Raw genomic sequence first — 26603 nt, forward strand, 5'->3', positions numbered from 1 at the left:
GCAGGTGCCGCCGTGTGGCGGAAGCCGACGACGCCATGTCACAACGCTGAAGCGGAATCTCGTCGCAAATACGGTCTCGGGCGCAGTCTCAGAGCTTGCCCATGACCTCCTGGCGGAAGCCATAGACCTCGCGCTTGCCGGCGAGCGCGACAAGCCTGACCTCGCGGGTCTGGCCGGGCTCGAAGCGCACGGCGGTGCCGGCGGGAATGTCGAGCCTGAACCCTCTGGCCCTCTCGCGCTCGAAGGCTAGCGCGGGGTTGGCCTCGAAGAAATGGTAGTGCGAACCAACCTGGATCGGCCGGTCGCCGGTATTGGAGACGGTAAGCGTCAGGCTCTCGCGGCCTTCGTTGAGGATGAGATCGCCTGGCAGCGTCGTCACCTCGCCCGGTTTCAGCCTGCCCCTGGAGCCGCGGATCGGCTCGTGGACGGTGACGAGCTTGGTGCCATCGGGAAAGGTCGCCTCGACCTGAACGTCGTGCAGCATCTCGGCGATGCCGTCCATGACCTGGTCGGCCGAGAGGACATGGGCGCCGGCTTCCATCAATTCGGCGACGGACTTGCCGTCGCGCGCACCCTCGACCACGAAGTCGGTGATCAGCGCGACGGCTTCGGGATGGTTGAGCTTGACGCCGCGCTCGAGCCTTCGCCTCGCCACCATGGCAGCCATGGCGATGATGAGCTTGTCCTTCTCGCGCGGCGTCAGATTCATGCCTTGACCTTCTCGTCCTCGTCCTCGGCGACTTCGTCTTCGTCGTCTTCAGCGACTTCGGCGTCCTCGTCTTCTTCCTCGTCCGCCTCGTCGTCCGCCTCGTCCTCATCCTCGTCTTCGTCGTCGAGGGTGGCGTATTCGTAGGCGAAGACGATCTCGCCCGTCGCCGGGTCGAAGCTGCTCGAGGTCGACTCGTCGAAGGCCTCGATCAGCATCTCGGCATCCTCGGGGCCGTCGACATCGAAGCGGCGCACGGCTTCCTCGCCCTCGCCCTTCAGCGCGAGCTCGATCGCCCAGCCGCGGGAGCCGGTATCATAGACGCATTTCAGTCCCTGGATCGCCAGCATGACACTCTCCTCACGTTGACCAGGTGCGCGGCAGCGCACGGCCGATCAGATGCCCGAGGAGCATGACGAGGGCGCGACGCAGGGCCTGCGCGTCGGGGGAGAGAAGGCGGATCAGGAGGAAGCCGTCGAGCACGCCGGCGCCGGCCTCGACCGCGGCGAAAGCAGGGTCGTCAGCGAGCAAGGCACGGATTTCCAGAAGCTTTTCCGGCTGACCCGGGCCTGTCGCGAACACTGTCGCGGCAGCGCGGGCGCCCTGCCCGACCGCCTTGCGACCCAAGGTCGCGTCGATCGCGCCATCGAGCCTGAGGTCCTCTGCGAAGATCAGCTTTCCATTGCGGCGGATGCGCCAGCGATCGTGCAGATGACCGCGCGACAGGCTCTCGCCCATGGCGGCGCGGCCGAAATAAAGCGTCTCGGCAGCGATGAGGCTGGCGTCGGCCGCGAGTTCGACATCGAGGCTGCGTGACAGGCGCGAACCGGAGAACAGGATCGTCTCCTGCGGCAGCCAGGCGAGCTCGGCGCCATCTGCGACCTCGATGCGGGTCTCGACACAGGTCTCACTGCCCTGGCTGCGATAGATCTTCTCGGCGGCCTGCGTCGTGACGGTGGCCTGCGCGCCGCGGTCGAGCACGATCTGCGTGACGGCGCGGTCGCCACCGGCCATGCCGCCGGCGGTATTGATCAGCACCGCCTCGCAACGCTCGTCATAAGCGGTCGGGAAGCGGGCGCGGTAGCCGCCACTCTCGGCCACGCCCAGCCGCATCGTCCGCGCGCCGACCTTGCCGAAACGCAGGCGCACGCCGCCATCGGCACGGACATAGTCCGGCAGGATCGGTTCGGGTGATTGCGGCAACGCGGGCGCGAACATGGGAGGCTCTGACGATCCCGCGCAGTTTTCCGCGCAATGCGCCGGCTCGCAAGATCAGCACCCAGCCTCGCTGCCCATATTCTAGGCAGATCAGACTCAGAGACGGACTTCGCCGTTCTCCTCGCCGTCCCAGTATTTGATGCGCTGGGCGCCGACCTTGATCATCACCAGCCCGGGCGTGTCGACGCCCTCCTTGAACCAGGCGTCGAGATCGGGAGACCAGTGCTCGGCGAAGGCCTGCCTGTCGCGGATCAGATCGGCCCTGCCCTCGACCGCAACAAAGAAGCCATCCTTGCCGGAGAACTGCAGCCCGACCGTCGGGTCGCGCTCGATATCGCCGACCATCCGCGTCGAATCCTCGGTGAAATAGAAGGAGTCGCCATCATATTCGACATCGGCGTTGTTGCTCATCGGCCGCGCCGCGAGTCCGCCTCCATCCGTCCGCGTGGTGAGGAAGGCGATGTCGATGTCGCGCATCTTCTCGGCGATGTCGTGAAGGTTTCTGCTGGCCATGGCTTCCTCCGGCGAGTTCAGGGTCTCGCCATCTACGGCCGGAGGGCAGCGAAGTTCCCGCGCCTCAATGCGCCTCGAGGAAGCGCTCGACCTCATCGCGCGTCGGCGTGCCAGCGCGGCCGCCGAAACGGGTGCATTTGATCGCGGCCACCGCCGAGGCGAAGCGCACCGCCTCGCGCTCCCCCTGCCCTTCGGCCAGCGCCAGCGCGAAGGCGCCATGCCAGACATCGCCGGCGCCGAGCGTATCGACCGCCTCGATCGGGAAGGCCGGCAGATGCGCGATGCCGCCATTCTCCATGAAGAGCACGCCGCGCGGGCCGAGCGTCACTGCCAGCCAGTTCTTGGCATCGCGCGCCAGCGCTTCCAATGCCGCCCGCGGCTCCTGCCCGCCGGAGATCTCGCTCAGCGCCTTCTCGCTGAAGGCGACATGGCTGGCGGTAGTCACCATCTCGGGATGAGTCGGCTGGCGGTCACCATCGATCACGCCGGGCACGCCGGCCTGGCGGGCGAGCTCAAGCGCCGCGAGCGAGCCCTCGCCCCAGCGTGTGTCGACCAGCACGCCGTCACAGCCGGCCGGGAGCGCCTCGGGCAGCCAGTCGGTCGTCAGCGGCGTCTTCGGGTCGGTATAGGAGACGACCATGCGCTCGCCCTGGGCGTCGATCAGGATCGAGGAGACCGGCGAGCGCAGGCCGGGGAAGCGCGGCGAGAGCGAGGTGTCGACGCCATCCTGCTGCAATTGCGCGACGATGGTGTCGCCGACGGCATCGTCGCCCAAGCGCGTCGCCAGCCAGGCCTTGCCGCCGAGCCGGCCGACCGCAGCCGAGCCGCTGCCGGCGCAGCCGCCGCCGGTGACGACGAGATCGCGCGCCCGGTCCTTCTCGCCGGGGTTAGGCACGCGCTCGACGCTGTAGACATAGTCGAGCGTCGCGATACCGAGACAGAAGACACCGGCCATACGACTTACGCTCCGAACCTGAATTCGCTGATCTGGCGATAGACCTCGCCAGGGCGCAGCACCGTCGATGGAAAATGCGGGAGATTGGGCGAGTCCGGCACATGCTGCGGTTCGAGCGCGATGCCGGCGCAGGCGCCGTAGCGAACACCGTCCAGCCCCGCGACCGGTGTATCCAGCTTGAAGCCGTCATAGACCTGCAGCGCCGGCTCGGTCGTCCAGACCTCCATGGCAAGGCCCGAGCGGCGCGAGCGCAAGGTCGCGGCATGGGCGAGTTCGAGGCCTGTCGCCGCCGCCGGCTCGCGGCGATCGCGACGGAGCAGGTAGTTGTGATCGTACCAGAAGCGCGAGCCGTCCGGATTGGCGAAGCGGACCGGCCGGCTCTTCCGGAAATCGAAGGGCGTTCCCGCGACCGGAGCAACCGAGCCGTCCGGGATCAGGTCAGCGTCGACCGGCGTGATCAGATTGGCGCGAACCTCGAACTCGTGGTCGAGGATGTCCGGGGCATCGTCGAGGCGGAAATAGGAATGGTGTGCGAAGTTGACGATGGTCGGAGCGTCGGTCGTCGCAGTGAGCTCGATCCGCAGGGTCGTGGCGCCGACGAGGCTGTAGCGACAGAAGACGTCGAGCGTGCCGGGATAGCCGGCATCGCCGGCCGGAGAAACAAGCGCCAGCGTCGCGCTCGCCTCGTCATGATGCACCAGCGTCCAGGGCCGCTTGCCAAAACCCTGGCCGCCGCCATGCAGCGAGTTCCGGCCATGCTCGTTGAGCGGAGCTTGATATTCGACACCATCGAGCATGAAGCGGCCGCCACCGATGCGGTTGGCGAAGCGGCCGGCGATCGCGCCCATATGCGGAGAGTGTTTGGGATAATCGGCGAAGTCGGGGAAGCCGAGCACGACGCGCTGGCGCCCGCCATCGGGCAGCGGCACGACGAGATCGCGCAGCACCGCGCCCCATTCCATCACCCGCGCTTCTGCTCCGGAGGCCGAGCGCAGCACGGCCTCGTGGATCGGCGTGCCGTCATCGAGCGTGCCGAACAGCGTCTTGGTCAAGGCCAGCCTCCCGCCGCGCCGCCCTTCACCCGAGCGGTCACGGCTCCCTCGCTAGTCGCAGGTGCGCTGTATGCGCAAGCCCTGCTGCTACGCCTTCACCAGGCCCCGGTATTCGGCATGCTCAGCCACGGCTCGGCCGGCGGCTTGGGATCGCCCTTCTGCAGGATCTCGATCGAGATGTTGTCGGGCGAGCGGACGAAGGCCATGTTGCCGTCGCGCGGCGGCCGGTTGATGGTGATACCGGCCTTCATCAGCTTCTCGCAGGTCGCATAGATGTCGTCGACCTCATAGGCGAGGTGGCCGAAATTGCGCCCGCCGGTGTAGACCTCCGGATCCCAGTTGAAGGTCAGCTCCAGCGTCGGGCGGCCGCGGCTGCCCTGCTCCTTCACCGTCGCGGCATCGTCCGGCGCAGCGAGGAAGACGAGGGTGAAGCGGCCCTTCTCGTTCTCGATCCGACGGGTTTCGACCAGGCCGAACTTGTTCACGTAGAAATCGAGCGCCGCATCGAGGTCGGTGACGCGGACCATGGTGTGGAGATAGCGCACTGTTTGTCTCCCGGGGTTGATCTGGCAGATGGATCGGGCCAAACCCGGCCTTCTCCAAGAGGGCTCGCGCGGACCTATCATGAGCGAAACGCAGGATCGCACGCCGAACCCGGCCGGCCCGGTGTCACCCGCCGAGGTCTCCCGGGTCAAGCAGAAGGCGGCGACGCTGTCGGTAATCGCCAGCGTCGTGCTGACGCTCGCCAAGTTCGGCGCTGCGATCCTCTCCGGCTCGCTCGCGCTGATGACCGACGCGCTGCAGGGGCTGATCGACATCGGCTCGACGATGTTCACCTGGTTCGCGGTGCGTGCCGCCGACAAGCCGGCCGATGACGAGCATCATTACGGCCACGGCAAGTTCGAGGCGCTCGCCGCGCTGCTGGAGACCGCGATCCTGTTCGGGCTCTCGGGCGCGATCCTGTGGGAAGCGGCCAACCGCCTGTGGACCGGCAGCGAGCCACATGTCGCGGTGACGCCGATCGTGATCGGCGTGCTGCTGTTCTCGCTGATGGTCGACGCGACGCGCTGGCGCACGCTGACCATGGTCGCCAAGGAGACCCGCAGCGAGGCGCTCTCGGCCGAGGCGCTGCATTTCGCCACCGACTTCGTCGGCACGGCGCTGGTCCTGCTCGGCCTGATCCTCACCCGGATGGGCGTGCCGATGGCCGACAGCGCGACGGCGCTGGCACTTGCCGTCTTCATGATCGCCACCGCGGTCAAGCTCGGGCGGCGCACGGTCGACACGCTGATCGATGCCGCGCCGAAAGGCGTCGCCGAGCGCCTGCGCGAGGCGGCGCAGGGCGTTGCCGGCGTCGTCAACGTCGAATGGCTGCGGCTGCGGCCCGCCGGCGGCGTGGTGCAGGGGGAGATCGGCATCCAGGTCTCGCGGACCCTGCCGCTCGACCGCGTCAGTGCGATCAAGGACGATCTGCTGCGAGCTCTGGCGGTCGTCGAGCCGGATTCGGCGCTGACCGTCACCGCCAACCCGGTCCAGGTCGACGACGAGACGGCGCTGGAACGCGTGCTGCTGATCGCGCTGAAGATGAAGGTGCCGGTCCACCATGTCAGCGTCCACACGATCGGCGGGCGGCTCGCCGTCTCGCTCGACATGGAGGTCGATGCGCTGCTGCCGCTCGGCGAGGCCCACGAGATCGCGACGCGGCTGGAGAACGCGATCCGCGCCGAATTCGGCGGCGAGACCGAGGTCGACACCCATATCGAGCCCATGGAGACCGGCCAGCCCTCCGGCCACAACGCGCCCTGGGAGGTGGTCGAGGCGATCGGCAAGGCGATCGCCCAGGAAGCGGCCCGCCTCGCCGAAGCCGGCGGACCGATCCGCGACATCCACAGCGTCCGCGTGCGCGAGACCCGCAACGGCCTCGTGGTCAACTATCACTGCCGCGCCGAGGCGACGCTCGACGTCGCGGCCGTCCACCTCGCTGTCGACAAGATCGAGCGCAAGGTTCGCGAAGCCCGGCCGGATGTCTGCCGCCTGGTCAGCCATGCCGAGCCGGCAGTGCCGTCCGACAAGCCCTACGCCCTGCCCTGACGGCTTCCGCTGCCGCCTCAAGGTTCATAAGACAAGAGCGACTGAAGGAAGCGAGCCTGCCATGCGCGCCGAAGACGCCCCGCTGATCCGCCTCGAGGATTATCGCCCCTCCGACTGGCTGATCGACACCGTCGATCTCGACATCGTCCTCGATCCGACGCGGACCAGGGTGCGCTCCCAGCTACAGCTACGGCCGAACCCGGCCGGCCATGCCGGCGCGCCGCTCGTGCTCGACGGCGACGAGCTGACACCGGACTCCATCCTGCTCGACGAGGTCCCGCTCGATCCTTCCCTGTACTCCCTCTCGCCGCAGGGGCTGACGATCCAGGCGCCGCCGGCACGGGCCTTCTCGCTCAGGATCGAGACGACGCTCGATCCGAGCGCCAACACCAAGCTGATGGGGCTTTATCGCTCCAGCGGCGTCTACTGCACGCAATGCGAGGCCGACGGCTTCCGCCGCATCACCTATTTCCTCGACCGGCCGGACGTGATGAGCGTCTACACGGTCCGGCTCGAAGCCGAGAAGGCGCAGGCGCCGGTCCTGCTCTCCAACGGCAACCTCGTCGCCGCCGCCGAACTCCCTGGCGGTGAACGCCATTTCGCCGTCTGGCACGACCCTCACCCGAAGCCGGCCTATCTGTTCGCGCTGGTCGGCGGCAAGCTCGACCATGTCCGGCAGCCTTACGTCACGGCTGATGGCCACAAGGTCGAGCTCGCCGTCTATGTCGAGCCGGGCAAGGCCGGCCGCGCCGGCTGGGCGCTGGATAGCCTGGTGCGCTGCATGCGCTGGGACGAGCGCGTCTTCGGCCGCAACTATGATCTCGACGTGTTCAACGTCGTCGCCGTCTCCGACTTCAACATGGGGGCTATGGAGAACAAGGGCCTCAACATCTTCAACGACAAATATGTGCTGGCCGACCCGCTGACGGCGAGCGACGGCGACTATGCCTCGATCGAGGCGATCATCGCGCATGAGTACTTCCACAACTGGACCGGCAATCGCATCACCTGCCGCGACTGGTTCCAGCTCTGCCTGAAGGAGGGCCTCACCGTCTTCCGCGACCAGGAATTCTCGTCCGACGAGCGCTCGCGCCCGGTGAAGCGCATCGCCGATGTGCGCACCCTGCGCTCGACGCAGTTCTCCGAGGATGCCGGCCCCCTCGCCCATCCGGTCCGGCCGCGCGCCTACAAGGAGATCAACAACTTCTATACGCCGACGGTCTACGAGAAGGGCGCGGAGGTGATCCGCATGCTCAAGGTGCTGATCGGCGAGGACGCCTTCACGCGCGGCATGGACCTCTATTTCGAGCGCTGCGACGGCACGGCCGCGACGATCGAGGAATTCCTCGACTGCTTCGTCGAGTCCTCGGGCCAGGACCTCGCCCATTTCGCCGGATGGTACGAGCAGGCGGGAACGCCGACCGTGGTCGCCTCTGGCAAATACGATGCGAAAGCGAAGAGCTATACGCTGCAGCTGGCGCAATCGACGCCGGCGACGCCCGGCCAGTCCGAGAAGAAGCCAGTCGTCATTCCTGTCGCGCTCGGCCTGGTCGGCAAGGATGGCGACCTGCCGCTGACCAGCATCTCGCCGGCGCTCAAGGCCGGCGGAGTGGTCGTGCTCGACCAGCCTTCGCTGTCGCTGACCTTCACCGATCTGCCGGAAGCGCCGACGCCGTCGCTGCTGCGCGGCTTTTCGGCACCGGTCCGGCTCGAGCTCGACCTCGGTGATGCCGAGCTCCTGACGCTGTTCACGGCCGACAGCGATTCCTTCAATCGCTGGCAGGCGCTGCAGACGGTGGCGACACGGGCGCTGGTGCGTGCCGGCAAGGGCGATCACTCCACACTGGACGAGACCGCGACGGCGCTCGCCGGGGCGCTCTCAGGCTTCCTCGCCGGTCCAGCGCTGGTGGATCCGGCCTTCGCCGCGCAGGTGCTGCGCCTGCCCGCCCCGGCCGACATCGCTCGCGAGATCGGACGGGACGTCGACCCGGACGTCGTGCATGGCACCCACCGCCAGCTCTCGGCCACGATCGGCGTGGCGCTTGCCAGCCAACTCGCGGCCTTGCGCGACAGCCTCGCCGAGCGCGGCTCCTATTCGCCGGCCGCGGCGCCGGCCGGGCGGCGTGCGTTGCGTAACGAAGCGCTCGGACTGCTCGCGCTCGGTGCTCCGGCCGAGGGCGCGCGGCTGGCGCTGGCGCAATTCGCTGAAGCCGACAACCTGACCGACCGACTCGCGGCGCTCGCCGCGATGACGCTGATCCCCGGAGCCGGGCGTGAGGATCTGATCACGCGCTTTGGCGAACTCTATGCCCGCGAGCCGCTGGTGCTCGACAAATGGCTGATGGCGCAGGCGCTAATCGCGGAGGACGGCACCCTCGCCAGGGTCAAGGGGCTCATGAGCCACCCCGCCTTCTCGCTCGGCAATCCGAACCGGGTGCGCGGCTTGATCGGCGGCTTCGCGGCGAACCTGACCCAGTTCAACCGAGCCGATGGCGAGGGCTATGGCTTCGTCGCCGACATCGTCATTGCGCTCGACCGGACAAACCCGCAGGTCGCCTCGCGCCTGCTCGGTTCGTTCAAGAGCTGGCGCATGCTGGAGGCAGGCCGCAGGGCCAAGGCGGAAGCGGCGCTGCGCATGGTTCAGACCACTCCGAACCTGTCGCGTGACGTCGCCGACATTGCTGCCCGCTCGCTGGCCTGACCCCGCGCCGCGGGCACGCTGTCACGACTGGGAGAGGCCGGCGCCAAGACCGATGAAGCGGTCCACGGCGCCGGTCCGCGCACCCCCGAGAATCGCCCGTTAACCGCCTGCTCAGCCAAAGGTTAACGAAGTCCTGCGCGCGCAGGATTCAACCGATTCGTCACTACAACCAGGGCGCGCAAAACCACTGTCAGGACGAAGTTTCCGCTAGACAAAGCGAGTCCTCCGGATTCAACTGACTGTGATTCGGAGATGCGGCACGTCTCCCGATCTTACTGACGGTACATCGCTTCCGAAGGGGGACGGGCATGACGCGTGCCGACGCGGCTTGCGCACACGTGCGCGCAAATTCAGTTCTAGGCGTAGCACGATCCCTTACGCATCCGCTCTATCAGCGCTTTGAACAGCTGGAGCCGGCCTTCCGGAAAGTCATTCCGGCGCTGGTGGCTGGCTTCGTTCTGCTCCTCGCGCTCGGCGCCTACATTCAAACCAGTGCGCTGCGCGACGATGCGCTCGATGACGCAGCAATGGACCTCGACGCGCTCGCCGCGTTGCTTGTGCGCGAGATCGATCTAGCCTCCAGAGACGACAAGCGCCCCGAGACCGCCCTCACGGCATTGACGACCAAGCATATCGCCGGCCGCGGCCGCATCGCCTATGTCAGCGACGCCAGCGGTCGCCTGATCGCTGGCGAGCCGACGATCGGCGCGAGCGAGCGCAGCCTCACCGACCTGCTCGGCCCCGGGCAGGCGCTCACCGTCTTCGCCGACCGTGCCGGCGTCATGCCGATCATGCTTCCGGGCGGGATCGAGACGCTCGCGACCGTCCGCAACCTCGCCGCCCCCCTCGGCCAGGTCGCGGTGCTCCACCCGGTGAAGCGCGCTCTGTCGACCTGGGACGAGCGCCGTCGCTCGATCCTGATCCTGTTCGGCTCGGCGACGATCGTACTCGTCGGCATCACCGCAGCCTTCGTCCTTCAATCCCGGCGCGCCCGTGCCGCCGACGAGGATTGCGATTGCGTCCGCGACCGCATCGACACGGCGCTCAGCCGTGGCCATTGCGGCCTGTGGGACTGGGATCTCGCCCACGGCCGGATGTACTGGTCGGATTCGATGTACGCGATGCTCGGCTACGATCGCACCGGCGAGTTCATGTCCTTCGGCGAGGTCAACGCCTTCATCCACCCCGAGGACGCCGACCTCTATGCGCTGGCCGATGCGGTCAGCCGCGGCGAGACCAATCATCTCGACCAGGAATTCCGCGTCCGCAACGCGTCCGGCGAATGGGTCTGGCTCAAGGCGCGGGCCGAGCTGGTCACTGACCGCCGCACCGGCTCCCAGCACCTCGTCGGCATCGTGGTCGACATCTCAGAGCAGCGCCGCATGGCCGCCCGTACCGCCACCGCCGATGCCCGGCTGCGCGACGCGGTCGAGGCGATCTCGGAAGCCTTCGTGCTCTGGGATGCCGAACAGAACCTCGTGCTCTGCAACGCCAAATACCAGCAGCTGCACATGCTCTCGCCAGAGCTGGTCAGGACCGGCACGGCCTACGAGCAGATCATGAGCCACAGCGCCCAGCCGAGCATCGACCGCGAGCCGGTCCGCAGCGTGCGCGCCGGCTCCGGCAGCCATTCCTACGAGGCGAAGCTCTCGGACGGCCGCTGGCTGCAGATCAACGGCCGCCGCACCAAGGATGGCGGCTCGGTCTCCGTCGGCACCGACATCACCATGCTGAAGCAGCAGGAGGAGCGCCTGACCCGCTCCGAGCACGAGCTGCTCAAGACCGTCACCGACCTCAAGGCCTCGCGCCAGAAACTCGAAGCGCAGGCGCAGCAGCTGGCGGAGCTCGCCGAGCTCTATCTCGAGCAGAAGGCCGCCGCCGAAAGCGCCAATCGCGCCAAGTCCGAATTCCTCGCCAATATGAGCCATGAGCTGCGCACGCCGCTCAACGCCATCCTCGGCTTCTCCGAAATCATGGATGACGGGCTGTTCGGCCCCCTCGGTTCAGAGCGTTATGTCGAGTACGTCCGCGACATCCGCTCCAGCGGCAGCAGCCTGCTCGCGGTGATCAACGATATCCTGAACATGGCCCGGATCGAGGCCGGCAAGATCGAGCTCGAGAAAACCGATGTCGCGCTCGACCTCGTGGTCGGCGAAGCGATCAACTGCCATCGCGAGGCGATCACGCACAAGCGGCTCTCCCTCGTCAGCGATCTCGGCAGCGATCTGCGCCTCGAAGCCGATGCGCACGCCCTCTTCCAGATCGTCGGCAATCTCGTCGACAACGCCGTCAAATTCACGCCCGAGGGCGGCAGGATCGCGGTGCGCGTCAAGCCGGCGACCGACGCGCTCAACCTCTATGTCGAGGATAGCGGCATCGGCATCCCGCGCGAGAAGCTCGGCCGGATCGGGCGCCCGTTCGAGCAGGTCGAAGGCGATCTCATCCGCAGCCATGGCGGCTCAGGCCTCGGCCTCGCCATCGCCCGCTCGCTGGCCGAGCTGCATGGCGGCTCGCTACGGATCCGCTCGATCATGGGCTCGGGCACGATCGTGATGGTGCATTTGCCGCTGAAGAGCCCGGCGGTGTCCGAGCTGGAGCGGGCGGCCTGACCGGCGCGCGAGTGCCGGCCGCAACCCGAGATGGCACAAAATGTCGCCGCCCTCTTAGGCACCGCTTAACCGCGCACCTTGACGAAGCCTAAACCCGCCTGCGGCAAGCCTCGATCTACGACGCTCATATCGGCGGCCGGCCGGGGTGTTTCCACGAGGCGTGGATCGATGCAGGCCCAGTTCAATACAGACCATCCGCGAGCCGCTCAGCGCGCCAGCTGGGCACTCGGACGCTCGGCGGCCGTCACCATCGCCTTCCTCGCCCTGATGATCGCCCTCGTCATTTCGGGGTTCGCCTACATCGACCATCAGGAGGTCAAGGTCGAGGAGATGCGCAAGAGCACCCGGGCCCTGCGCGTGGCGCGCCAGGCCGTGATGGAGACCGGCGCCGCGGTCGCCGACCTGATGATCAGGCGCGACAGCGAACCCAATCTGCTCAGATATGCGCAGGCGCTCAGCCGCCTGAACACGTTCGGCGACGACAGCTTTCCCGAAACCGCGGTCCGCGGAACCGAGGAAGTGTCGACACCAGTGATCGTCACCGCGCTCAAAGCCGGTTGGGCCGATATCGTTTCCGCCATCTCGGCGAAGCAGCCCGACATCGCGCAATCGCTCTATGCCGCTCGCGGGATCGAGCGGAACGTCACGATCCTGACCCGGGCAATCCTCACGGATTTGACCAGGAAGGAGGCTCTGGAAGCCTCGCTCAACAGCAACATCGCGCACGCGACGAGCATCGTGCTCGGACTGCAGATTCTGACCGGCGCGTTCTGCATCCTGGCCTTCGCCGGCGCCTCGCGCAGCAGCACGCGGGACGCCAGGGCACGCGATCTGGCCGTCGCCAATGCCAACTCTTCACGCGAGCAGGTTTCGCGCCTGTTCGGGATGACTGAAATGCTGCAGAGCGCGCTCGACCATGGCGACGCCAATGCCGTCCTGCGCGCGACTGCGGCCGAACTCATCCCCGATCTCGGCGGCGCGCTCTACGTCTTCAACAACTCGCGCGACCGGCTGGCCCTGTCGACGACATGGGGGCGCGAGGACCTCGAGGCCCTGCCCGACTCGATCGGGCTGCAGCAATGCTGGGCCCTGAAGCGCGGCAAGCCGCACGCCAATCGACCCGGCTCGCACAAACTCTGCTGCGAACATCACATCGTCAGCGACCATGCGCTCGAGATCCCGATGATCGCGCGCGGCGAGATTCTCGGCCTCCTGCAGCTCTACTGCAGCGGCCCCGAGGCGGATCAGCGGCTCGAAGCTGCGACCGGTATCGGCACCGCCCTGGCCGACGCCATGTCGCTCGCACTCTCCAACATCGCCTTGCGCGACAAGCTGCGCAGCCAGGCCTTGCGCGACCCTCTGACCGGTCTCTACAACCGCCGTTACATGGAGGATGCGCTCGAACGCGTCGTCCGCCTGGCCGAGCGCGAGAGGACCGAAGTGTCGGTCATCATGATCGATCTCGACCACTTCAAGCGGCTCAACGACCAGCACGGCCATGCCAAAGGCGATGCCGTATTGCGCGATGCCGCCGCAGCGATCATCAACCAGTTGCGCGAGACCGATATCGCCTGCCGCTATGGCGGTGAGGAGCTCATCGTCGTGCTGCCCAATTGCGGGCTCGACATGGCGGCGGCAAAGGCCGAACGCATCAGGATCAGTATCGAAGCCCTATCGGAGCTGAACGGAGCCCAGGTCTCCGCCTCCCTCGGCGTCGCCTGCGTCCCGGTGACCTCGAACTCCAGCCGAGACCTGCTGGCCAACTCCGATGCGGCGCTCTACCGCGCCAAACAGGAAGGTCGGAACCGGGTCGTGCGTGCACCGTCGCAAAAGACCAAGGGCGCCCGAATGGAGCAGAGCGGCGCGGCCGGCTCTCTCGCGGCGGAGTAGAGCGCAGCGCCTTTCAGGGCGCTCGCCCCGTCCCCAGCAGACGCCGGAAGATCGCCCTCACGGCACCGCGCGTCTCGTCGAGCTCGGCCTTCAGCATCTTGGCGTCGGGCAGGCCGACAGCCGTCGCGATCCGGCGCATCACCCGCTCCGGCACGGCCTTGGCATCGAAGCCTTCCTCCACGGCGAAGCGCTGCCAGAGCTGGACATCGCCGACGAAGCGGGCTGCGCCCGCCAGCCGCTCGGCATCCTCGGCCGCGATGACATCGGTCTCACGCGCGGCGACGAAGACACCCGCCGTCGTGCGAGCGAGGAGCTGCGGATGGTCGTGGCCATAAGCGAGCACCAGGAACTGCGCCAGAAAGTCGAGATCGGTCAGCCCGCCGGCGGCGAGCTTCAGGTCCCAAGCATCGTTTTCGCCCTTCTCCTTGGCGATCAGCGCCCGCATTTCGGCGACGGCTGCAGCGACCCTGGCCGGCTCGCGCTTGCGCAGCAGGATCTCGCGGATCGCGGCCTCGACCTTCTCCCGCAAGCCGGCATCGCCGGCGACGACCCGTGCACGGGTCAGCGCCATCTCCTCCCAGATCTCGGCCTCGCCCTGATGATAGGCCTCGAACCCCCCGAACTGCGTCGCCGCCGGGCTCTTGTTGCCGGAGGGCCGCAGCCGCATGTCGACCTGATAGAGCGTGCCCCGCCTTGTCGGCACGGTCAGCGCCGCGACGAGGCGCTGGGTGAAGCGGACATGCCAGGTCACCGGGTCGAGCGGGCGCTTGCCATCGCTGGCTTCGGCGCTCTCGGGCCGATCGTAGAGCAGCATCAGGTCGAGATCGGATGACGGCGTAAGCTCGCCGGCGCCGAGGCGACCCATGCCGAGCACGACGGCTTCCGCCCCCGCCACGAGCCCATGGTCGGCGGCGAAGGCCGCACGCGTGTCGTCGAAGGCGGCGCGGATGCAGGCCTGAGCCACGGCGGCGTAGCCCTGCGCCGCCTGCTCGGCATTGACCACGCCGGAGAGCAGCCTCGCTCCGACCAGGAAGTTCTCCTGCCGGGCGGCGTCGCGCATGCGGTCGAGCCCGTCCTCGACGCTGGGCGGCGGCGTGCCGACCATGGCGCGCACGCGCTGCGCCACCCGCTCGGCATCGTGGCGCGGGGCGCTGAAGGCGGGATCGATCACCGCATCGAGCACATGCGGATAGAGCGCCGCGACCTTGGCCAGACGCGGCGCGCTACCGAGGATCTCGGCGAAGAGCTGCAGCAGTGCATCATGCGAGCGCAGCAAAGTGAGCAGCTCGACCGCCGCCGGCATGCGCACGAAGGCATTGTCGAGATGGGCGAGCGCGCCGTCGGGATCGGTGGTGCGCCCGAGCGCGACCAGCAGCGCCGGCGTCAGCTCGGTCAGCACCTCGCGGGCGCGGGCGCTGGTCACGGCGGCGCGGCGGCCGAAATGCCAGCCGCGCACGGTCTCGGCCGCGGTCGCCGGCTGGCGGAAGCCGAGCTTGCCCAGCGTCGCCAAGGTCTCCGGATCGTTCTCGGTTCCGGTGAAGGAGAGCGATCCGGCCTCGCTGGCGAGGCTGGGAGCATCCTCGAACAGCAGGGCGTAATGACCCTCGACGCGCCTCGCATGCGCCTCCAGCTCCTTGCCGAAGGCTTTGGCCGATGCATAGCCGCAGAAGCGGGCGAAGGCGTCGAGATCGGCGGCGTCAGTCGGCAGGGTCTGCGTCTGCTCGTCATGGCGCATCTGCAGCCGGTGCTCGATGGTGCGCAGCCAACAATAGGATTCCGTCAGCTCGTCGCGTGCCTGCGGGCTGATCCAGTTCTCCTTCGTCAGTTCACCCAGCATCTCGAGCGTACGAGGTCCGCGCAGCGCCGGACGCCGCCCGCCGAAGACAAGCTGCTGGGTCTGGACGAAGAACTCGATCTCGCGGATGCCGCCACGGCCGAGCTTGACGTTGTGGCCGGGCAGGCTGAGCGTCTCGAAGCCCTTCACCGACTGGATCTGCCGCTTCATCGCGTGGATGTCGGCGATGGCGGCGAAGTCGAAATATTTGCGCCAGATGAAGGGGGCGAGATCGGCGATGAAGCGGCGGCCGAGGTCGAGATCACCGGCGACGGGCCGCGCCTTGATCATCGCGGCGCGTTCCCAGTTCTGGCCGACGGTCTCGTAATAGGCATAGGCGGTCGGCAGGGCGACGGCGACATGGGTCGAGCCGGGATCGGGCCGCAGGCGCAGATCGACGCGAAAGACATAGCCGTCCGGCGTGCGCTCCTGGATGATGCGGGCGATCTGCTGGGTCAGCTTGACGAAGAAGCTGGTGGGCTCGCCGACGCCGGCGGCCTCGGCCATCTCCGGATCGAAGAAAACGACGATGTCGATGTCGGAGGAGTAGTTCAGCTCGCCGGCGCCATGCTTGCCGAGCGCCAGCACGACGAGGCCGGAGCCCTTGCCGGGCTCGCTGGGGTCAGCGAGCTCAATCCGGCCGAGGCCGGCCGCCTGGTGCAGCGCGTGCTCGCTGGCAAGCCTCACCGCCAGGTCGGCGGTTGCGCTGAGAGCGGCAGTCACCGTCTCGACCGGCCAGACGCCACCTATATCGGCGAGCGCGATCAGCAGCGCCATCGCCTGGCGGAAGCGCCGCAGTTCGCGCATCAGATCGGCGGTCGCGGTCTCCGGCGTGGCGAAGGCGGCAATGCCGGCGAGCAGCGCGTCGCGGCGCTCGCCCGGGTCGGTGGTCAGCGAAATGAGCAGCCCCTCCGGATCGCGCCGCATGATCTGGGTGAGGAAGGGCGAATGCGCGAGGATGCCCGCGACGAGCGCGGCCGATGCCTCATGGTCTTTCAGATGGGAGACGAGCCGCTCACCGGCTTCGGCGTCGAACAGGCGCTCGATCAGCTCCTCGCGCCAGAGCGCCTCGACCTTGCCGCGCGCCGGCAGCACAGGCGCCGCCTTCAGGCGTTCGCATAAGGGCTCGCCCACACTCACCTCCGCGTCGACCGGCTGAGCGAGCCTTAGCCCTTCATCAAGCCGACTGGAACCCTGCCCCGTCCGGCTGCGATGTCGAGCCCGCAGGGGCCTCGGTGGACGACCTGTCCACAGAAGGCGACGCGGCGGGCAGCGACATCACGACATCGAGTCCCGGCGCGTTGTCCGAGAGGCGGATCGCACCGCCATGCAGATGCGCGACTGCCGAGGCAAGCGCGAGCCCTAGCCCGAATCCGGGCTTGCTGCGGCTCTGGTCGAGCCGGACGAAGCGTTCCAGGACGCGGCCGCGATCGGCCTCCGGGATGCCGGCGCCGTGATCGGCAACGCCGAGCTCGATCCTATCGTCGACACGCCGCGCGGTGACTGCGACGGTCGCCGGCGCATCGCCCTCCGGCTTGCCGTATTTCAGCGCGTTGTCGATCAGATTGGCGAGCGCCTGGCCGATCAGCTCGCGATTGCCGGTAAGCGACAGGCCGGGCTCGACGGATGCCGACAGGGTCAGCCCTGCCTCCTCCGCCAGCGGCTCGTAGAGCTCGGAGAGCCCGTCGACGATCTCGGCAAGGTCGAGCGGGGCCATGCTGTCGGTGATCTGCCGCGTTTCGAGCCGGGCTATCATCAGCAAGGCGTTGAAGACGCGGATCAGCCCGTCCGCTTCCTCGATCGCGCCGTCGAGCGCCGTACGCAATTGCTCGGGCGACTGGGCCGTGCGCAAGGCCTCCTCGGCGCGGTTGCGCAGGCGGGTCAGCGGCGTCTTGAGGTCATGGGCGATATTGTCAGAGACCTGCTGCATGCCGCTCATCAGCTCGCCGATGCGGTCGAGCATGGCGTTCAGGTTCCCGGCCAGCCGGTCGAGCTCGTCGCCGGTGCCAGCGATGGCGAGCCGGCCCTTGAGGTCGCCCGCCATGATCGAGCGGGCGGTATCGTTCATGCCGTCGATGCGCTTCAGCACCCGCCGCGCCACGAACCAGCCGGCGAAGCAGCCGAGCACGACGACGAGCAGCACCGACCAGGCGGCGGCGCGCTTGATTACGACGCGCAGGCGCTCGCGCTCCTCGACATCGCGGCCGACCAGCAGGCGAAAGCCCGCCGGCAGCATGAAGACGCGGACGATGGCGTGGTTGGTCTGATCGAGCGCCTCTGAGGAGCGGGCGTATTCGATCTCGCTCTCGCCCTGGCGGTCGAGCGTCCCCGGCGGCAACGCCTCGATATTGCCGGCGATGCGCTCGCCCAATGGCGTGGTGACGAGATAGAGCGAAGCGCCCGGCCCGCGCGAACGGCGCTCAATGACCTGGACCAGCCGCCGGATGCCGCCAAGGCGCTGCTGCTCGGCCAACCCTTGAATCTCCGCGTCGATGGTCGAGCGGATCTGGTCGTCGAGCAGGTTCTTGGCGTTCCAGGCGACATAACCCAGCACGAAGATCGCAAAGACCGCGAAGACGACGAGATAGATCGCCGTCAGCTTGAAAGCGGTGGTGCGGACGAGATGCGGCAGGAAGCGCAGGCGGCCGGAAGGCTGCGCCGCTTCACCCGTCCGCCCTTCAGCGAGCTGTGTCACGGACCATGTATCCCGCGCCGCGGATAGTGTGGATCATCGGATGCTCGAAGCCCTTGTCGACCTTCGAGCGCAGCCGCGAGACGTGCACGTCGATGACGTTGGTCTGCGGGTCGAAATGATAATCCCAGACGTTCTCGAGCAGCATGGTGCGGGTCACGACCTGCCCGGCATGCTTCATCAGATATTCGAGCAGGCGGAACTCGCGCGGCTGCAGCACGATCTCCTCGCCGGCGCGGGTGACGCGATGCGCCAGCCGGTCGAGCAGGAGATCGCCAACGCGATAGGTCGTCGGCTCCGAGGCCGGCGCGCCGCGGCGGCGCGAGAGGACTTCGACCCGGGCGAGCAGTTCGGAGAAGGCATAGGGCTTGGGCAGGTAGTCATCGCCGCCGGCACGCAGGCCTTTCACCCGGTCGTCGACCTGGGCGAGTGCGGAGAGGATCAGCGCCGGGGTCGTCTCGCCCTGCTCGCGCAAGGAGCGGATCACCGAGAGCCCGTCCATGCGCGGCAGCATGCGGTCGACGACGAGCACGTCATAGCCGCCGCCCTGGGCCATCGCGTAGCCCTCGAGTCCGTCAGGGGCATGGTCGGCGACATGGCCGGCCTCGCGAAAGGCTTTCACCAGATAGGCTGCCGCTTCGGCGTCGTCTTCAACGATCAGGAGTCGCATGACTGCAAACTAGCCCAACGAAATGAAAAGCGGCAGGCCGGAGGTGACGATCCGACCTGCCGCCGTGACGGCTGGCATTCCCGGCAGGGGGCGACGTGACAGCCGGGAGACACCATCCGCCCGGAACACGCTCTCGCAGATCAACTGACGCTACGCGCGAGAGCATGCCCCAACTTGGATGGACCCGGGGTCAGGCCGCCGGCTGGCGGCCGACCTCGAAGGAGACCTCGCGCTCCTTGCCGTCGCGCCAGATGGTCAGGCTCGTCTTGGTGCCCGGCGCGAAGGTCGCGATCTTCTTCGACAGCTCGCGGGCATCGGCGATCTTCTCGCCATTGACCGCGAGAATGGTGTCGCCGCGCTTCAGCCCGGCCTTGGCGGCAGGACCATTGGCCTGCGCCTCGGCGATCAGGGCGCCCTTGGCATCTTTCAGGCCGATGGCGTCGGCGACCTCGGCGGTGACCGGCTGGATCTGCACGCCGATGAAGCCACGGGCGACCGAGCCGTGCTCCTTGAGCTGCTCGACGACGCCCTGGACCGTGGCGGCCGGGATCGCGAAGGCGATGCCGACATTGCCGCCGGACGGCGAGTAAATCGCGGTGTTGACGCCGACGACCTCGCCCTTCTGGTTGAAGGTCGGACCGCCGGAATTGCCGCGGTTCACCGCCGCATCGATCTGCAGGAAGTCGTCATAGGGACCGGAGCCGATGTCGCGCCCCTGCGCCGAGACGATACCTGCGGTCACGGTGCCGCCGAGGCCGAACGGATTGCCGACCGCCAGCACCCACTCGCCGATACGCGGCTTGCCGGAGGCGAGCTGGACGAAGGGGTAGTTGCCGGACTCGTTGACCTTGAGCAGCGCGAGATCGGTGCGCGGATCGGTGCCGATCACCTTAGCTGAAAGCGTCTTGCCGGCGTCGGTGACGAGCTGGACCTCGGCCGCGTTGGCGACGACGTGGTTGTTGGTGACGACATAGCCGTCCTGGCTGATGAAGAAGCCCGAGCCCTGAGAGAGCTGGAGGCGCGGCTGCTGCTGCGGCCCGCGCGGGCCCATGCCCTCCTCGCCGAAGCGGCGGAGGAAGCGCTCGAGCGGATGGCCGGGAGGCAGGCCTTCGATGCCGGCCGGACCACCCTCGTCATTGGCGCTGGCGACGACCTTGGCCTTGACGCGGACGGAGACGACGGCGGGCTTAACCCGGTCGACGACGTCAGCGAAGGAGGGCAGCTGCGTCTGCTGCAGGCCCGAGAGCTGCACCGGCTGCGCATTGGCGGCGCCGTGCGTGTTGAGGAAGTTGTCGGCGAGGCCGGCCATCAGGCCGATGCTCAGCGTCGCCGCACCGGCGACGATCGCGCCGCGCTTCAGGATCGAGCGGGCGGTGGCCGGGGTGCGAGCGGTGATGTCGGGGGTGTTGTTTTCTTGGGTGGTCATGGTTCTCACCTCGATGCGGGAGGCAGGGCCTTCCCTGCTTCGTGAGGTGGACCATGACGGGCGGCGCCTTACCTGAATTTCGCCCGATGATGACAGTTTCGTAAGGTTGGCAAGGAGCCGGGCTGGAGCCCGCTTGACGCCGGCTCGGTCGCAATGCTCCCTACCGTCGATGCGCGCGATGAGAGCAAGCCGAGATGAAATACGCCATTGGATACATGGCCCTCGCCGCATTACTGGTCGTTGGGGAGAGCGCGCTGGCGCAAGACCTGCCGGCCTATGAAACCGGGGTACGCCTCGCACAGCGCCGCGGTTACGACAACGCCGATTGCTATGGACGCGTCTTCGCCAAGCATGCGGTGGTCGTCGAAAAACCTGGCGGGCGGAGAAGCTGGTTTGCCGCATCGACGCAGGCTTACAACGCCGAGCTGCAACGCCGCTGCAGCGTCGACCGGCTCGGCGACATCAGGCAGCGCGCCGCTGCAAGGGAAGCCCCCTCCAACAGCGCCGGGGGATCGTATCGTGCCGGCCTGAGAGTCGCCGCGCAACGCGGCTATCAGGGAGAAAAGGCTTCCTGCTTCGCGCGGACCTACGCGACCTACGCCTATGAAAAGCCCGTCGCGGGCAGCCCTCGCGGCTATGCGGTACCCGGGCGCAGCAGCAATGCGTACAGAGCCGAGCTTTTCCAGCGCTGCGGTATCAGTCGCTAAGTCAGCTAGCTGTCGCCGCGCTTCATCAGTTCGTCCAGCCTCGCCTGTTCGTCGGCAGAGAGTGCGACGCTGGCCGGAGCAACGCTCCGATTGCGCCTGCGCCAGAGGAAGACGGCTCCGGACAGCACGATCAGGAAGGGCGCGGCCCAAAGGGCTATCGTGCGCGCATTCATCGGCGGGCGCAGCAGGACGAAGTTGCCATAGCGCGCGACGACGAAATCGATCACGGCCCCGTCGCTGTCGCCGGCGGTCAGCCGCTCGCGCACCAGGATGCGCAGATCCTTGGCGAGCGGCGCGTCGGAATCGTCGATCGACTGGTTCTGGCAGACCAGGCAGCGCAGCCCGGAGGAAATCTCCCGCGCACGCTGCTCCAACGCCGGGTTCTTCAGCACCTCGTCCGGCTGCACGGCAATGGCTGGTGCCGAAAAGGCCAGCAGCGCAGTAAGGAGGAACGGGAGAGCGCGCATCGGCCTCACTCGGCCGCCTGCGGAAGCGCGGACGGTGCTGCGGCACGACGGGGCGCGGCCAGCCGGAAGCGCCGGTCGGTCAGCGAGAGCGCGCCGCCCGCCGCCATCACCAGCGCGCCGATCCAGATCAGCAGGATCAGCGGCTTGTCGTGTAGCCTGACCGCGATGGCGCCGCTGCCATCGGGCTCGCCGAGGCTGACATAGACCTGGCCGAGGCCGTTGGTGCGGATGCCCGCCTCGGTGGTCGGCATGGCGCGCGCAGTATAGATGCGCTTCATCGCCTCGACCGGCTCCAGCTCGCGGCCGTTGGCGACGATACGGAAGCGGGCTGCGTCCTCGCGGTAGTTCGGCCCGGTGCGGGGCGTCACCGCCTCCAGCGTCGCGGTGTAGCGGCCGCTGGTCAGGCTCTCGCCGACCTTGAGCATGCCGATCGACTCGGTGCCCCAGGCGACGGCAGCGATGCCGATCACGCTGATACCGACGCCGGCATGGCCGAGCGCAGTGCCCCAGGCCGAGCGCGGCAGCCCCTTCGCCCGCGACAGCATCGCCGACGCGCCGCTGGCGCGGCCGACGACACGTTCGCCGACTTCCCAGAACGCTCCGACGACGAGGAAGACGCCGAGGCCGATGCCGAGCGGTGCCAGCACGGGGCCGCCACGCACGAAAGCGAAGATCGCCAGCGTCGTGACCACGCCGACACCGAAGGCGACCTGGGCGCGCTGGGCCGCCCCGAGCAGGTCGCCGCGCTTCCAGGCCAGCGTCTGGCCGATCGGCAGCAGCAGCAAGAGCGGCACCAGCAGCGGCACGAAGGTGGCGTTGAAGAAGGGCGGGCCGACCGAGATCTTGTCGCCGGTGACCATCTCCAGCACGAGCGGGTAGAGCGTGCCGATGAAGACGGTGGCGCAGGCCGTCGCCAGGAAGAGATTGTTGACGACGAGCGCGCTCTCCCGCGAGACCGGCGCGAACAGGCCGCCCTGCTTCAGCAGCGGCGCGCGCCAGGCGAACAGCGCGAGCGAGCCGCCGATGAAGGCGATCAGGATGCCGAGGATGAAGAGGCCGCGCTGCGGGTCGCTGGCGAAGGAATGCACCGAAGTCAGCACGCCCGAGCGGACGATGAAGGTGCCGAGCAGCGAGAGCGAGAAGGTCAGGATCGCGAGCAGGATCGTCCAGACCTTGAGCGCGTCGCGCTTCTCCATCACCACGGTCGAGTGGATCAGGGCCGTGCCGGCGAGCCAGGGCATCAGCGAGGCGTTCTCGACCGGGTCCCAGAACCACCAGCCGCCCCAGCCGAGCTCGTAATAGGCCCAGTAGGAGCCCATGGCGATGCCGAGCGTCAGGAAGGTCCAGGCCAGCAGGGTCCACGGGCGGACCGCCCGGGCCCAGACCGCGTCGATCTTGCCCTCGATCAGCGCCGCGACGGCGAAGGCATAAGTGATCGAAAAGCCGACATAGCCGACATAGAGCAGCGGCGGATGGATGGCGAGGCCGAGGTCCTGCAGGATCGGATTGAGGTCCTGCCCCTCGCCCGGCGCCGGAACGAGCCGCCGGAACGGGTTCGAGGTCAGCAGCGTGAAGGCGAGGAAGGCGACACTGACGCTGCCTTGCGCCGCGAGCGTGCCAGCCCGCAGCTTCGCCGGCAGCGAACGCCGCGACAGCGCGACCAGCGCGCCGAACAGCACGAGGATGAGGACCCAGAGCAGCATCGAGCCCTCATGGTTCCCCCAGACAGAGGTCAGCTTGTAGATCAGCGGCTGCGTCGAATGCGAATTGGCGGCGACGTTCTCGACCGAGAAGTCGGAGACCACATAGGACGCCATCAGGCAGCCAAAGGAGAGCGCGACCAGGAGGAAGCAGGCGATCGCCGCCGCCGGGCCAACCGAAGCCAGGGCCGGGTCGTTCCGGGCCACGCCCCAGAGCGGCACGATCGTCTGGACGACCGCGACGCCGAGCGCCAATGCCAGCGCGAAATGACCGATCTCGACGAACACAGGCGCAGCCCTATTTCGTGGCCGGCGCCGCAGGCGCGCCGGGTTTGGTTTCGCCGGGCTGCCAATGGCCCTGCTTCTTCAACGCGTCGGCGACCTCGCGCGGCATATAGGTCTCGTCATGCTTGGCGAGGACGGAATCGGCACGGAACCGCCCCGGCGCCTCGAGCACGCCTTCAGTGACGACGCCCTGCCCTTCGCGGAAGAGATCGGGCAGCAGGCCGGTGTAGCTGACCATGGTCCGGGTCTTGCCGTCGGTGACGGCGAAGCTGACGCGCTGGTTGGTGCCGCGCTCAACCGAACCAGTCTCGACCAGGCCGCCGAGGCGCAGGCGGGTGCCGGGCGTAAGACCCTTCTCGACGATCTCGGTCGGGCCATAGAAGAAGACGATCGAATCCCGCAGCGCGTAGGCGACGAGCCCGGCAGCAAGGCCGAGCACGACCCCGGCCGAGGCGATCACGACGAGGCGGCGCTGCTTGCGGGTCAGGCGCTTACGCGGCGGCGAGGCAGGGATACCGGCCTGGATGGTCATCGCCACGTCTCCTGCAGGCCGAGTTCGGTGCGCAGGCCGTCGAGGGCGGATGCTGCCTCCTGGTCGGACGCCAGACGCTGGCGGGCCGTGGAGAGCGACTTCTGCGCCGCCTCGCGGTCGCCCAGAACGGCTTGCGAGCGGATCAGGCGCGACCAGTCGGCGAGGCTGCCGCCGCCTTCGGCGAGCCGCGCGGCAAGGCCGTCGACCATGCCGCGGATAGCGCCCATTCGTTCGGCCTCCGGCAGACTGGCAATCGCGTCGGCCGGCGCGGCCGCGCGCTCCAGGCCGTCGAGGCGCGCCCGGACGGTCGCCGCCCAGGGCGCATCGGCCGGCGCCTCTGCGAGCAGGGCTTTGAGGGAAGTGATGGCGGCCGGCACTTGCCCATCCTGTTCCTGCGCGATCGCCATGAAGAAGCGGGCACGCGGGTTGGCCGGATCGAGCTTCAGCGCCTCGGCGAGGCTTTCACGCGCCGCCGCGGTGACGACGCCACCAGCAGCGAGAAGTTGCGCCTCGGCCTGGCCGCCCAGCCGCTCGGTGGTCGCGCCGTCATAGCGGATCGCATTGGCGAAGGCCTTGGCGGCATCGTCGAAGCGACCCTGGCGGAGATAGACCGGGGCGAGCACGTTCCAGCCTTTGCCATCGGTGGGGTTCGCTGCGAGATGAGCCTCGATCCGCGCCAGCGCCAGCTCGAAATCCTGCGCCGGATTGCCCTTCATCCGCGCAGCAAGCGGCTGATCCGGGACGGTTGGCGAGCCGTAGGCGCCATAGATCAGCAGCGCCAGCAAAGGCACGCAGGAGAGTGCGATGGCTGAAGCCGCGCGGCGCCGACGTAAAGCCGGCTCGCTTTCACCAGCAGGAGCGGCCTCCGACGCCGTCTCGCGCAACAGCCTGCGCGCCGCCTCGGCCTTGGCCGCATCGGCCTCGGGGGCGCCGATCAGCTTGCGACCGAGATCGCGATCGATCTCGGCGAGCTGGGCACGGTAGAGCGCGGTCGCCCCGGCCGTATCGACGGACAGCACTGGAGCCCGGCGACCGAGCGGCCAGAGCACCGCCATGACCGCGGCCCCGGTCATGACCGCGAAGATGATCCAGATCAGCATTCGCTGTTCATAGCCGTTCGAAGGTGCCGGTTCATGTCCGAAGATGGCGACAAAGGGTCACGCGGGCAATGCGACGTCAGACCGCCGGCAGGACGAGCCGAGCCCGAAGGCCACCGAGCGGCGAACGCTCCAGCGAGAGGCCACCACCATAGAGCTTGGCGAGATCGACGACTATCGACAGGCCGAGCCCCGAACCCGGCGTCGTCTCGTCGAGCCTGCGGCCGCGCTTCAGGACTTCGGCCATGGCCTCGTCCGGAAGGCCTGGGCCATCATCGTCGATCAGCAGAACGAGGCGCCCTTCCGGCATCTGGGCTTCCGGCGCCAGGTTGACCTGCACTTCAGTGCGCGCCCATTTGAAGGCGTTGTCGAGCAGATTGCCGAGCATCTCCTCGAAATCCTGCTTCTCGCCGCGAAAGCGGGTGCTAGCGGGAACAGTATGACTGCCCTCGATCGCCCTGCCCTGCGCAATCTTCTCGAAGGTGCGGATCAAGGCATCGAGCGAGGGCGAGACCTCGCAAATGCCGCCGAGCGCGCCGGACAAGGCGGCGGCCCGGGCCCGGTCGAGATAGTATTGGACCTGATCGCGCATGATCGCGGTCTGGTGGCGAACCGTCTGGGACAGGATGCCCTGCCCGGCCTCAGCCTCGTTCTGCATCACGCTGAGCGGCGTCTTGAGGGCATGGGCGAGATTGCCGACCTGGGTGCGGGCACGCTCCAGGATCTCGCGATTGGCGTCGATGAGCTGGTTGAGTTCGCCTGCGAGCGGGGCAAGATCGGGCGGATAGCGCCCGGCGATGCGCGTGCTTTCGCCGGTGCGCACCGTGCCGACCGCGGCGCGCAGGCGCGCCAGCGGGCGCAGGCCAAAGCGGACCTGCGCGATGGTCGAAGCGACGAGGGCGAGCCCGAGGAACAGGAAGGTCAGTGTGAGGGCGAAGCGGAAGTCGCGAATGTCGCCTTCGATCTCATCGGCCGGCGCGGCGACCCCCACGGTGAAGCGGCCGTCCTCGCCGACATCGATCTCGCGCTCGAGCACGCGCAGGCCCCGCTCGTCCGGGCCGGAGACGTAACTCTCGCGCAGGCCGCGCGCATTCGGCTGCAGGTTCTGGTCGAGCAGCTTCGGCAATTGCCCACCGACGAGCGAACGTGAGGTGCGCACGCTCGGGCGTTCGCCGTCGAGCCGGATGATCTGCCAGTACCAGCCGGAGAGCGGCAGATCGAAGCGCGGCTCGCCAAGATCGCCGATCGCCTGGCGCTCGGCCTCGGGCGGCGCCGCGAGATCGGCGACCAGTTCCTTGATATAGACGCTGAGGCGTTCGTCGAAGCCACGTTCGGCCGCGCGCCGGTAGAAGGTGGTGAGGCCGAAGCCGGCGAGGATCAGCACCAGCGCACAGCAGATGGCGGCCGAGATGAAGAGCCGGGCACCGAGCGAGAAGCGCTGCCGCGTGACCGGCATGG

General features: G+C 68.0%; 21 protein-coding genes. 5 read left to right on the top strand and 16 right to left on the bottom strand.

From position 1 onward, the window contains the following. Nucleotides 1-88: 88 nt before the first annotated feature. The 7 genes from ACWIGM_RS10720 to ACWIGM_RS10750 form a co-directional block, all read right to left on the bottom strand. Nucleotides 89-709, bottom strand: a complete 621-nt coding sequence (locus ACWIGM_RS10720) for an urease subunit gamma (protein WP_454025927.1) — start codon at nt 707-709, stop codon at nt 89-91. Next, the gene (locus ACWIGM_RS10725; protein ID WP_454025928.1) at nt 706-1056 is read right to left on the bottom strand and encodes a hypothetical protein; all 351 of its coding nucleotides are present in this window, start codon (nt 1054-1056) and stop codon (nt 706-708) included. The genes ACWIGM_RS10720 and ACWIGM_RS10725 overlap by 4 nt, the downstream gene beginning before the upstream one ends. A 10-nt stretch (nt 1057-1066) precedes the next feature. Further along, nucleotides 1067-1924, bottom strand: a complete 858-nt coding sequence (locus ACWIGM_RS10730) for an urease accessory protein UreD (protein ID WP_454025929.1) — start codon at nt 1922-1924, stop codon at nt 1067-1069. A 96-nt stretch (nt 1925-2020) separates the two neighbouring features. Next, nucleotides 2021-2437, bottom strand: coding sequence for a pyridoxamine 5'-phosphate oxidase family protein (locus tag ACWIGM_RS10735; protein WP_454025930.1), 417 nt, complete (start codon nt 2435-2437; stop codon nt 2021-2023). 64 nt (nt 2438-2501) lie between these two features. Then, entirely contained in the window at nt 2502-3392 is an 891-nt protein-coding gene (locus ACWIGM_RS10740) for a PfkB family carbohydrate kinase (protein ID WP_454025931.1), read from the bottom strand. A 5-nt stretch (nt 3393-3397) separates the two neighbouring features. After that, a complete protein-coding gene (locus ACWIGM_RS10745; protein ID WP_454025932.1) occupies nt 3398-4444 on the bottom strand; it encodes an aldose epimerase family protein in 1047 nt (348 codons plus the stop codon). 95 nt (nt 4445-4539) lie between these two features. Further along, complete coding sequence (locus tag ACWIGM_RS10750; RefSeq protein WP_454025933.1) at nt 4540-4989, bottom strand: VOC family protein; 450 nt, start codon at nt 4987-4989, stop codon at nt 4540-4542. A 79-nt stretch (nt 4990-5068) separates the two neighbouring features. Between ACWIGM_RS10750 and ACWIGM_RS10755 the strand changes: the two genes are divergently transcribed. The 4 genes from ACWIGM_RS10755 (at nt 5069) to ACWIGM_RS10770 (ending at nt 13735) form a co-directional block, all read left to right on the top strand. Next, a complete protein-coding gene (locus ACWIGM_RS10755; RefSeq protein WP_454025934.1) occupies nt 5069-6535 on the top strand; it encodes a cation diffusion facilitator family transporter in 1467 nt (488 codons plus the stop codon). Between the two features lie 61 nt (nt 6536-6596). Beyond that, nucleotides 6597-9236, top strand: coding sequence for an aminopeptidase N (gene pepN / locus ACWIGM_RS10760; protein ID WP_454025935.1), 2640 nt, complete (start codon nt 6597-6599; stop codon nt 9234-9236). 443 nt (nt 9237-9679) lie between these two features. Then, nucleotides 9680-11845 carry a PAS domain-containing sensor histidine kinase gene (locus tag ACWIGM_RS10765; protein WP_454025936.1) on the top strand — a complete coding sequence of 722 codons (2166 nt, stop codon included), beginning with the start codon at nt 9680-9682 and terminating at the stop codon, nt 11843-11845. Nucleotides 11846-12013: 168 nt separating this feature from the next. Beyond that, nucleotides 12014-13735, top strand: a complete 1722-nt coding sequence (locus ACWIGM_RS10770; protein ID WP_454025937.1) for a GGDEF domain-containing protein — start codon at nt 12014-12016, stop codon at nt 13733-13735. Between the two features lie 13 nt (nt 13736-13748). Here the strand turns inward: ACWIGM_RS10770 and ACWIGM_RS10775 are convergent, their stop codons facing one another. The 4 genes from ACWIGM_RS10775 to ACWIGM_RS10790 form a co-directional block, all read right to left on the bottom strand. After that, nucleotides 13749-16709: a bifunctional [glutamine synthetase] adenylyltransferase/[glutamine synthetase]-adenylyl-L-tyrosine phosphorylase gene (locus ACWIGM_RS10775; RefSeq protein ID WP_454025938.1), complete on the bottom strand. Its 2961-nt coding sequence runs from the start codon at nt 16707-16709 to the stop codon at nt 13749-13751. Nucleotides 16710-16746: 37 nt separating this feature from the next. Next, nucleotides 16747-18210, bottom strand: coding sequence for a HAMP domain-containing sensor histidine kinase (locus ACWIGM_RS10780; protein ID WP_454026974.1), 1464 nt, complete (start codon nt 18208-18210; stop codon nt 16747-16749). A 37-nt stretch (nt 18211-18247) separates the two neighbouring features. Then, nucleotides 18248-18931 carry a winged helix-turn-helix domain-containing protein gene (locus tag ACWIGM_RS10785; protein ID WP_454025939.1) on the bottom strand — a complete coding sequence of 228 codons (684 nt, stop codon included), beginning with the start codon at nt 18929-18931 and terminating at the stop codon, nt 18248-18250. Nucleotides 18932-19121: 190 nt separating this feature from the next. Beyond that, nucleotides 19122-20357: a trypsin-like peptidase domain-containing protein gene (locus ACWIGM_RS10790; protein ID WP_454025940.1), complete on the bottom strand. Its 1236-nt coding sequence runs from the start codon at nt 20355-20357 to the stop codon at nt 19122-19124. A gap of 194 nt (nt 20358-20551) precedes the next feature. Here ACWIGM_RS10790 and ACWIGM_RS10795 point away from each other — a divergent pair, with 194 nt between their 5' ends. Then, complete coding sequence (locus ACWIGM_RS10795) at nt 20552-21064, top strand: hypothetical protein (protein WP_454025941.1); 513 nt, start codon at nt 20552-20554, stop codon at nt 21062-21064. Nucleotides 21065-21069: 5 nt separating this feature from the next. On the opposite strand, the gene ACWIGM_RS10800 is transcribed toward ACWIGM_RS10795, so the two are convergent. The 5 genes from ACWIGM_RS10800 to ACWIGM_RS10820 all read right to left on the bottom strand — a co-directional run bounded on the left by ACWIGM_RS10800 (nt 21070) and on the right by ACWIGM_RS10820 (nt 26601). After that, nucleotides 21070-21531, bottom strand: a complete 462-nt coding sequence (locus ACWIGM_RS10800; RefSeq protein ID WP_454025942.1) for a cytochrome c-type biogenesis protein — start codon at nt 21529-21531, stop codon at nt 21070-21072. A gap of 5 nt (nt 21532-21536) precedes the next feature. After that, the gene (locus tag ACWIGM_RS10805; RefSeq protein WP_454025943.1) at nt 21537-23519 is read right to left on the bottom strand and encodes a heme lyase CcmF/NrfE family subunit; all 1983 of its coding nucleotides are present in this window, start codon (nt 23517-23519) and stop codon (nt 21537-21539) included. A 10-nt stretch (nt 23520-23529) separates the two neighbouring features. Then, nucleotides 23530-24003 carry a cytochrome c maturation protein CcmE gene (gene ccmE, locus ACWIGM_RS10810; protein WP_454026975.1) on the bottom strand — a complete coding sequence of 158 codons (474 nt, stop codon included), beginning with the start codon at nt 24001-24003 and terminating at the stop codon, nt 23530-23532. A gap of 41 nt (nt 24004-24044) precedes the next feature. After that, a complete protein-coding gene (gene ccmI / locus ACWIGM_RS10815; RefSeq protein WP_454025944.1) occupies nt 24045-25148 on the bottom strand; it encodes a c-type cytochrome biogenesis protein CcmI in 1104 nt (367 codons plus the stop codon). Nucleotides 25149-25224: 76 nt separating this feature from the next. Beyond that, the gene (locus tag ACWIGM_RS10820) at nt 25225-26601 is read right to left on the bottom strand and encodes an ATP-binding protein (protein ID WP_454025945.1); all 1377 of its coding nucleotides are present in this window, start codon (nt 26599-26601) and stop codon (nt 25225-25227) included. Between the last annotated feature and the right edge of the window lie 2 nt (nt 26602-26603).

Source organism: Allobosea sp. NPDC055332, from assembly GCF_053645455.1.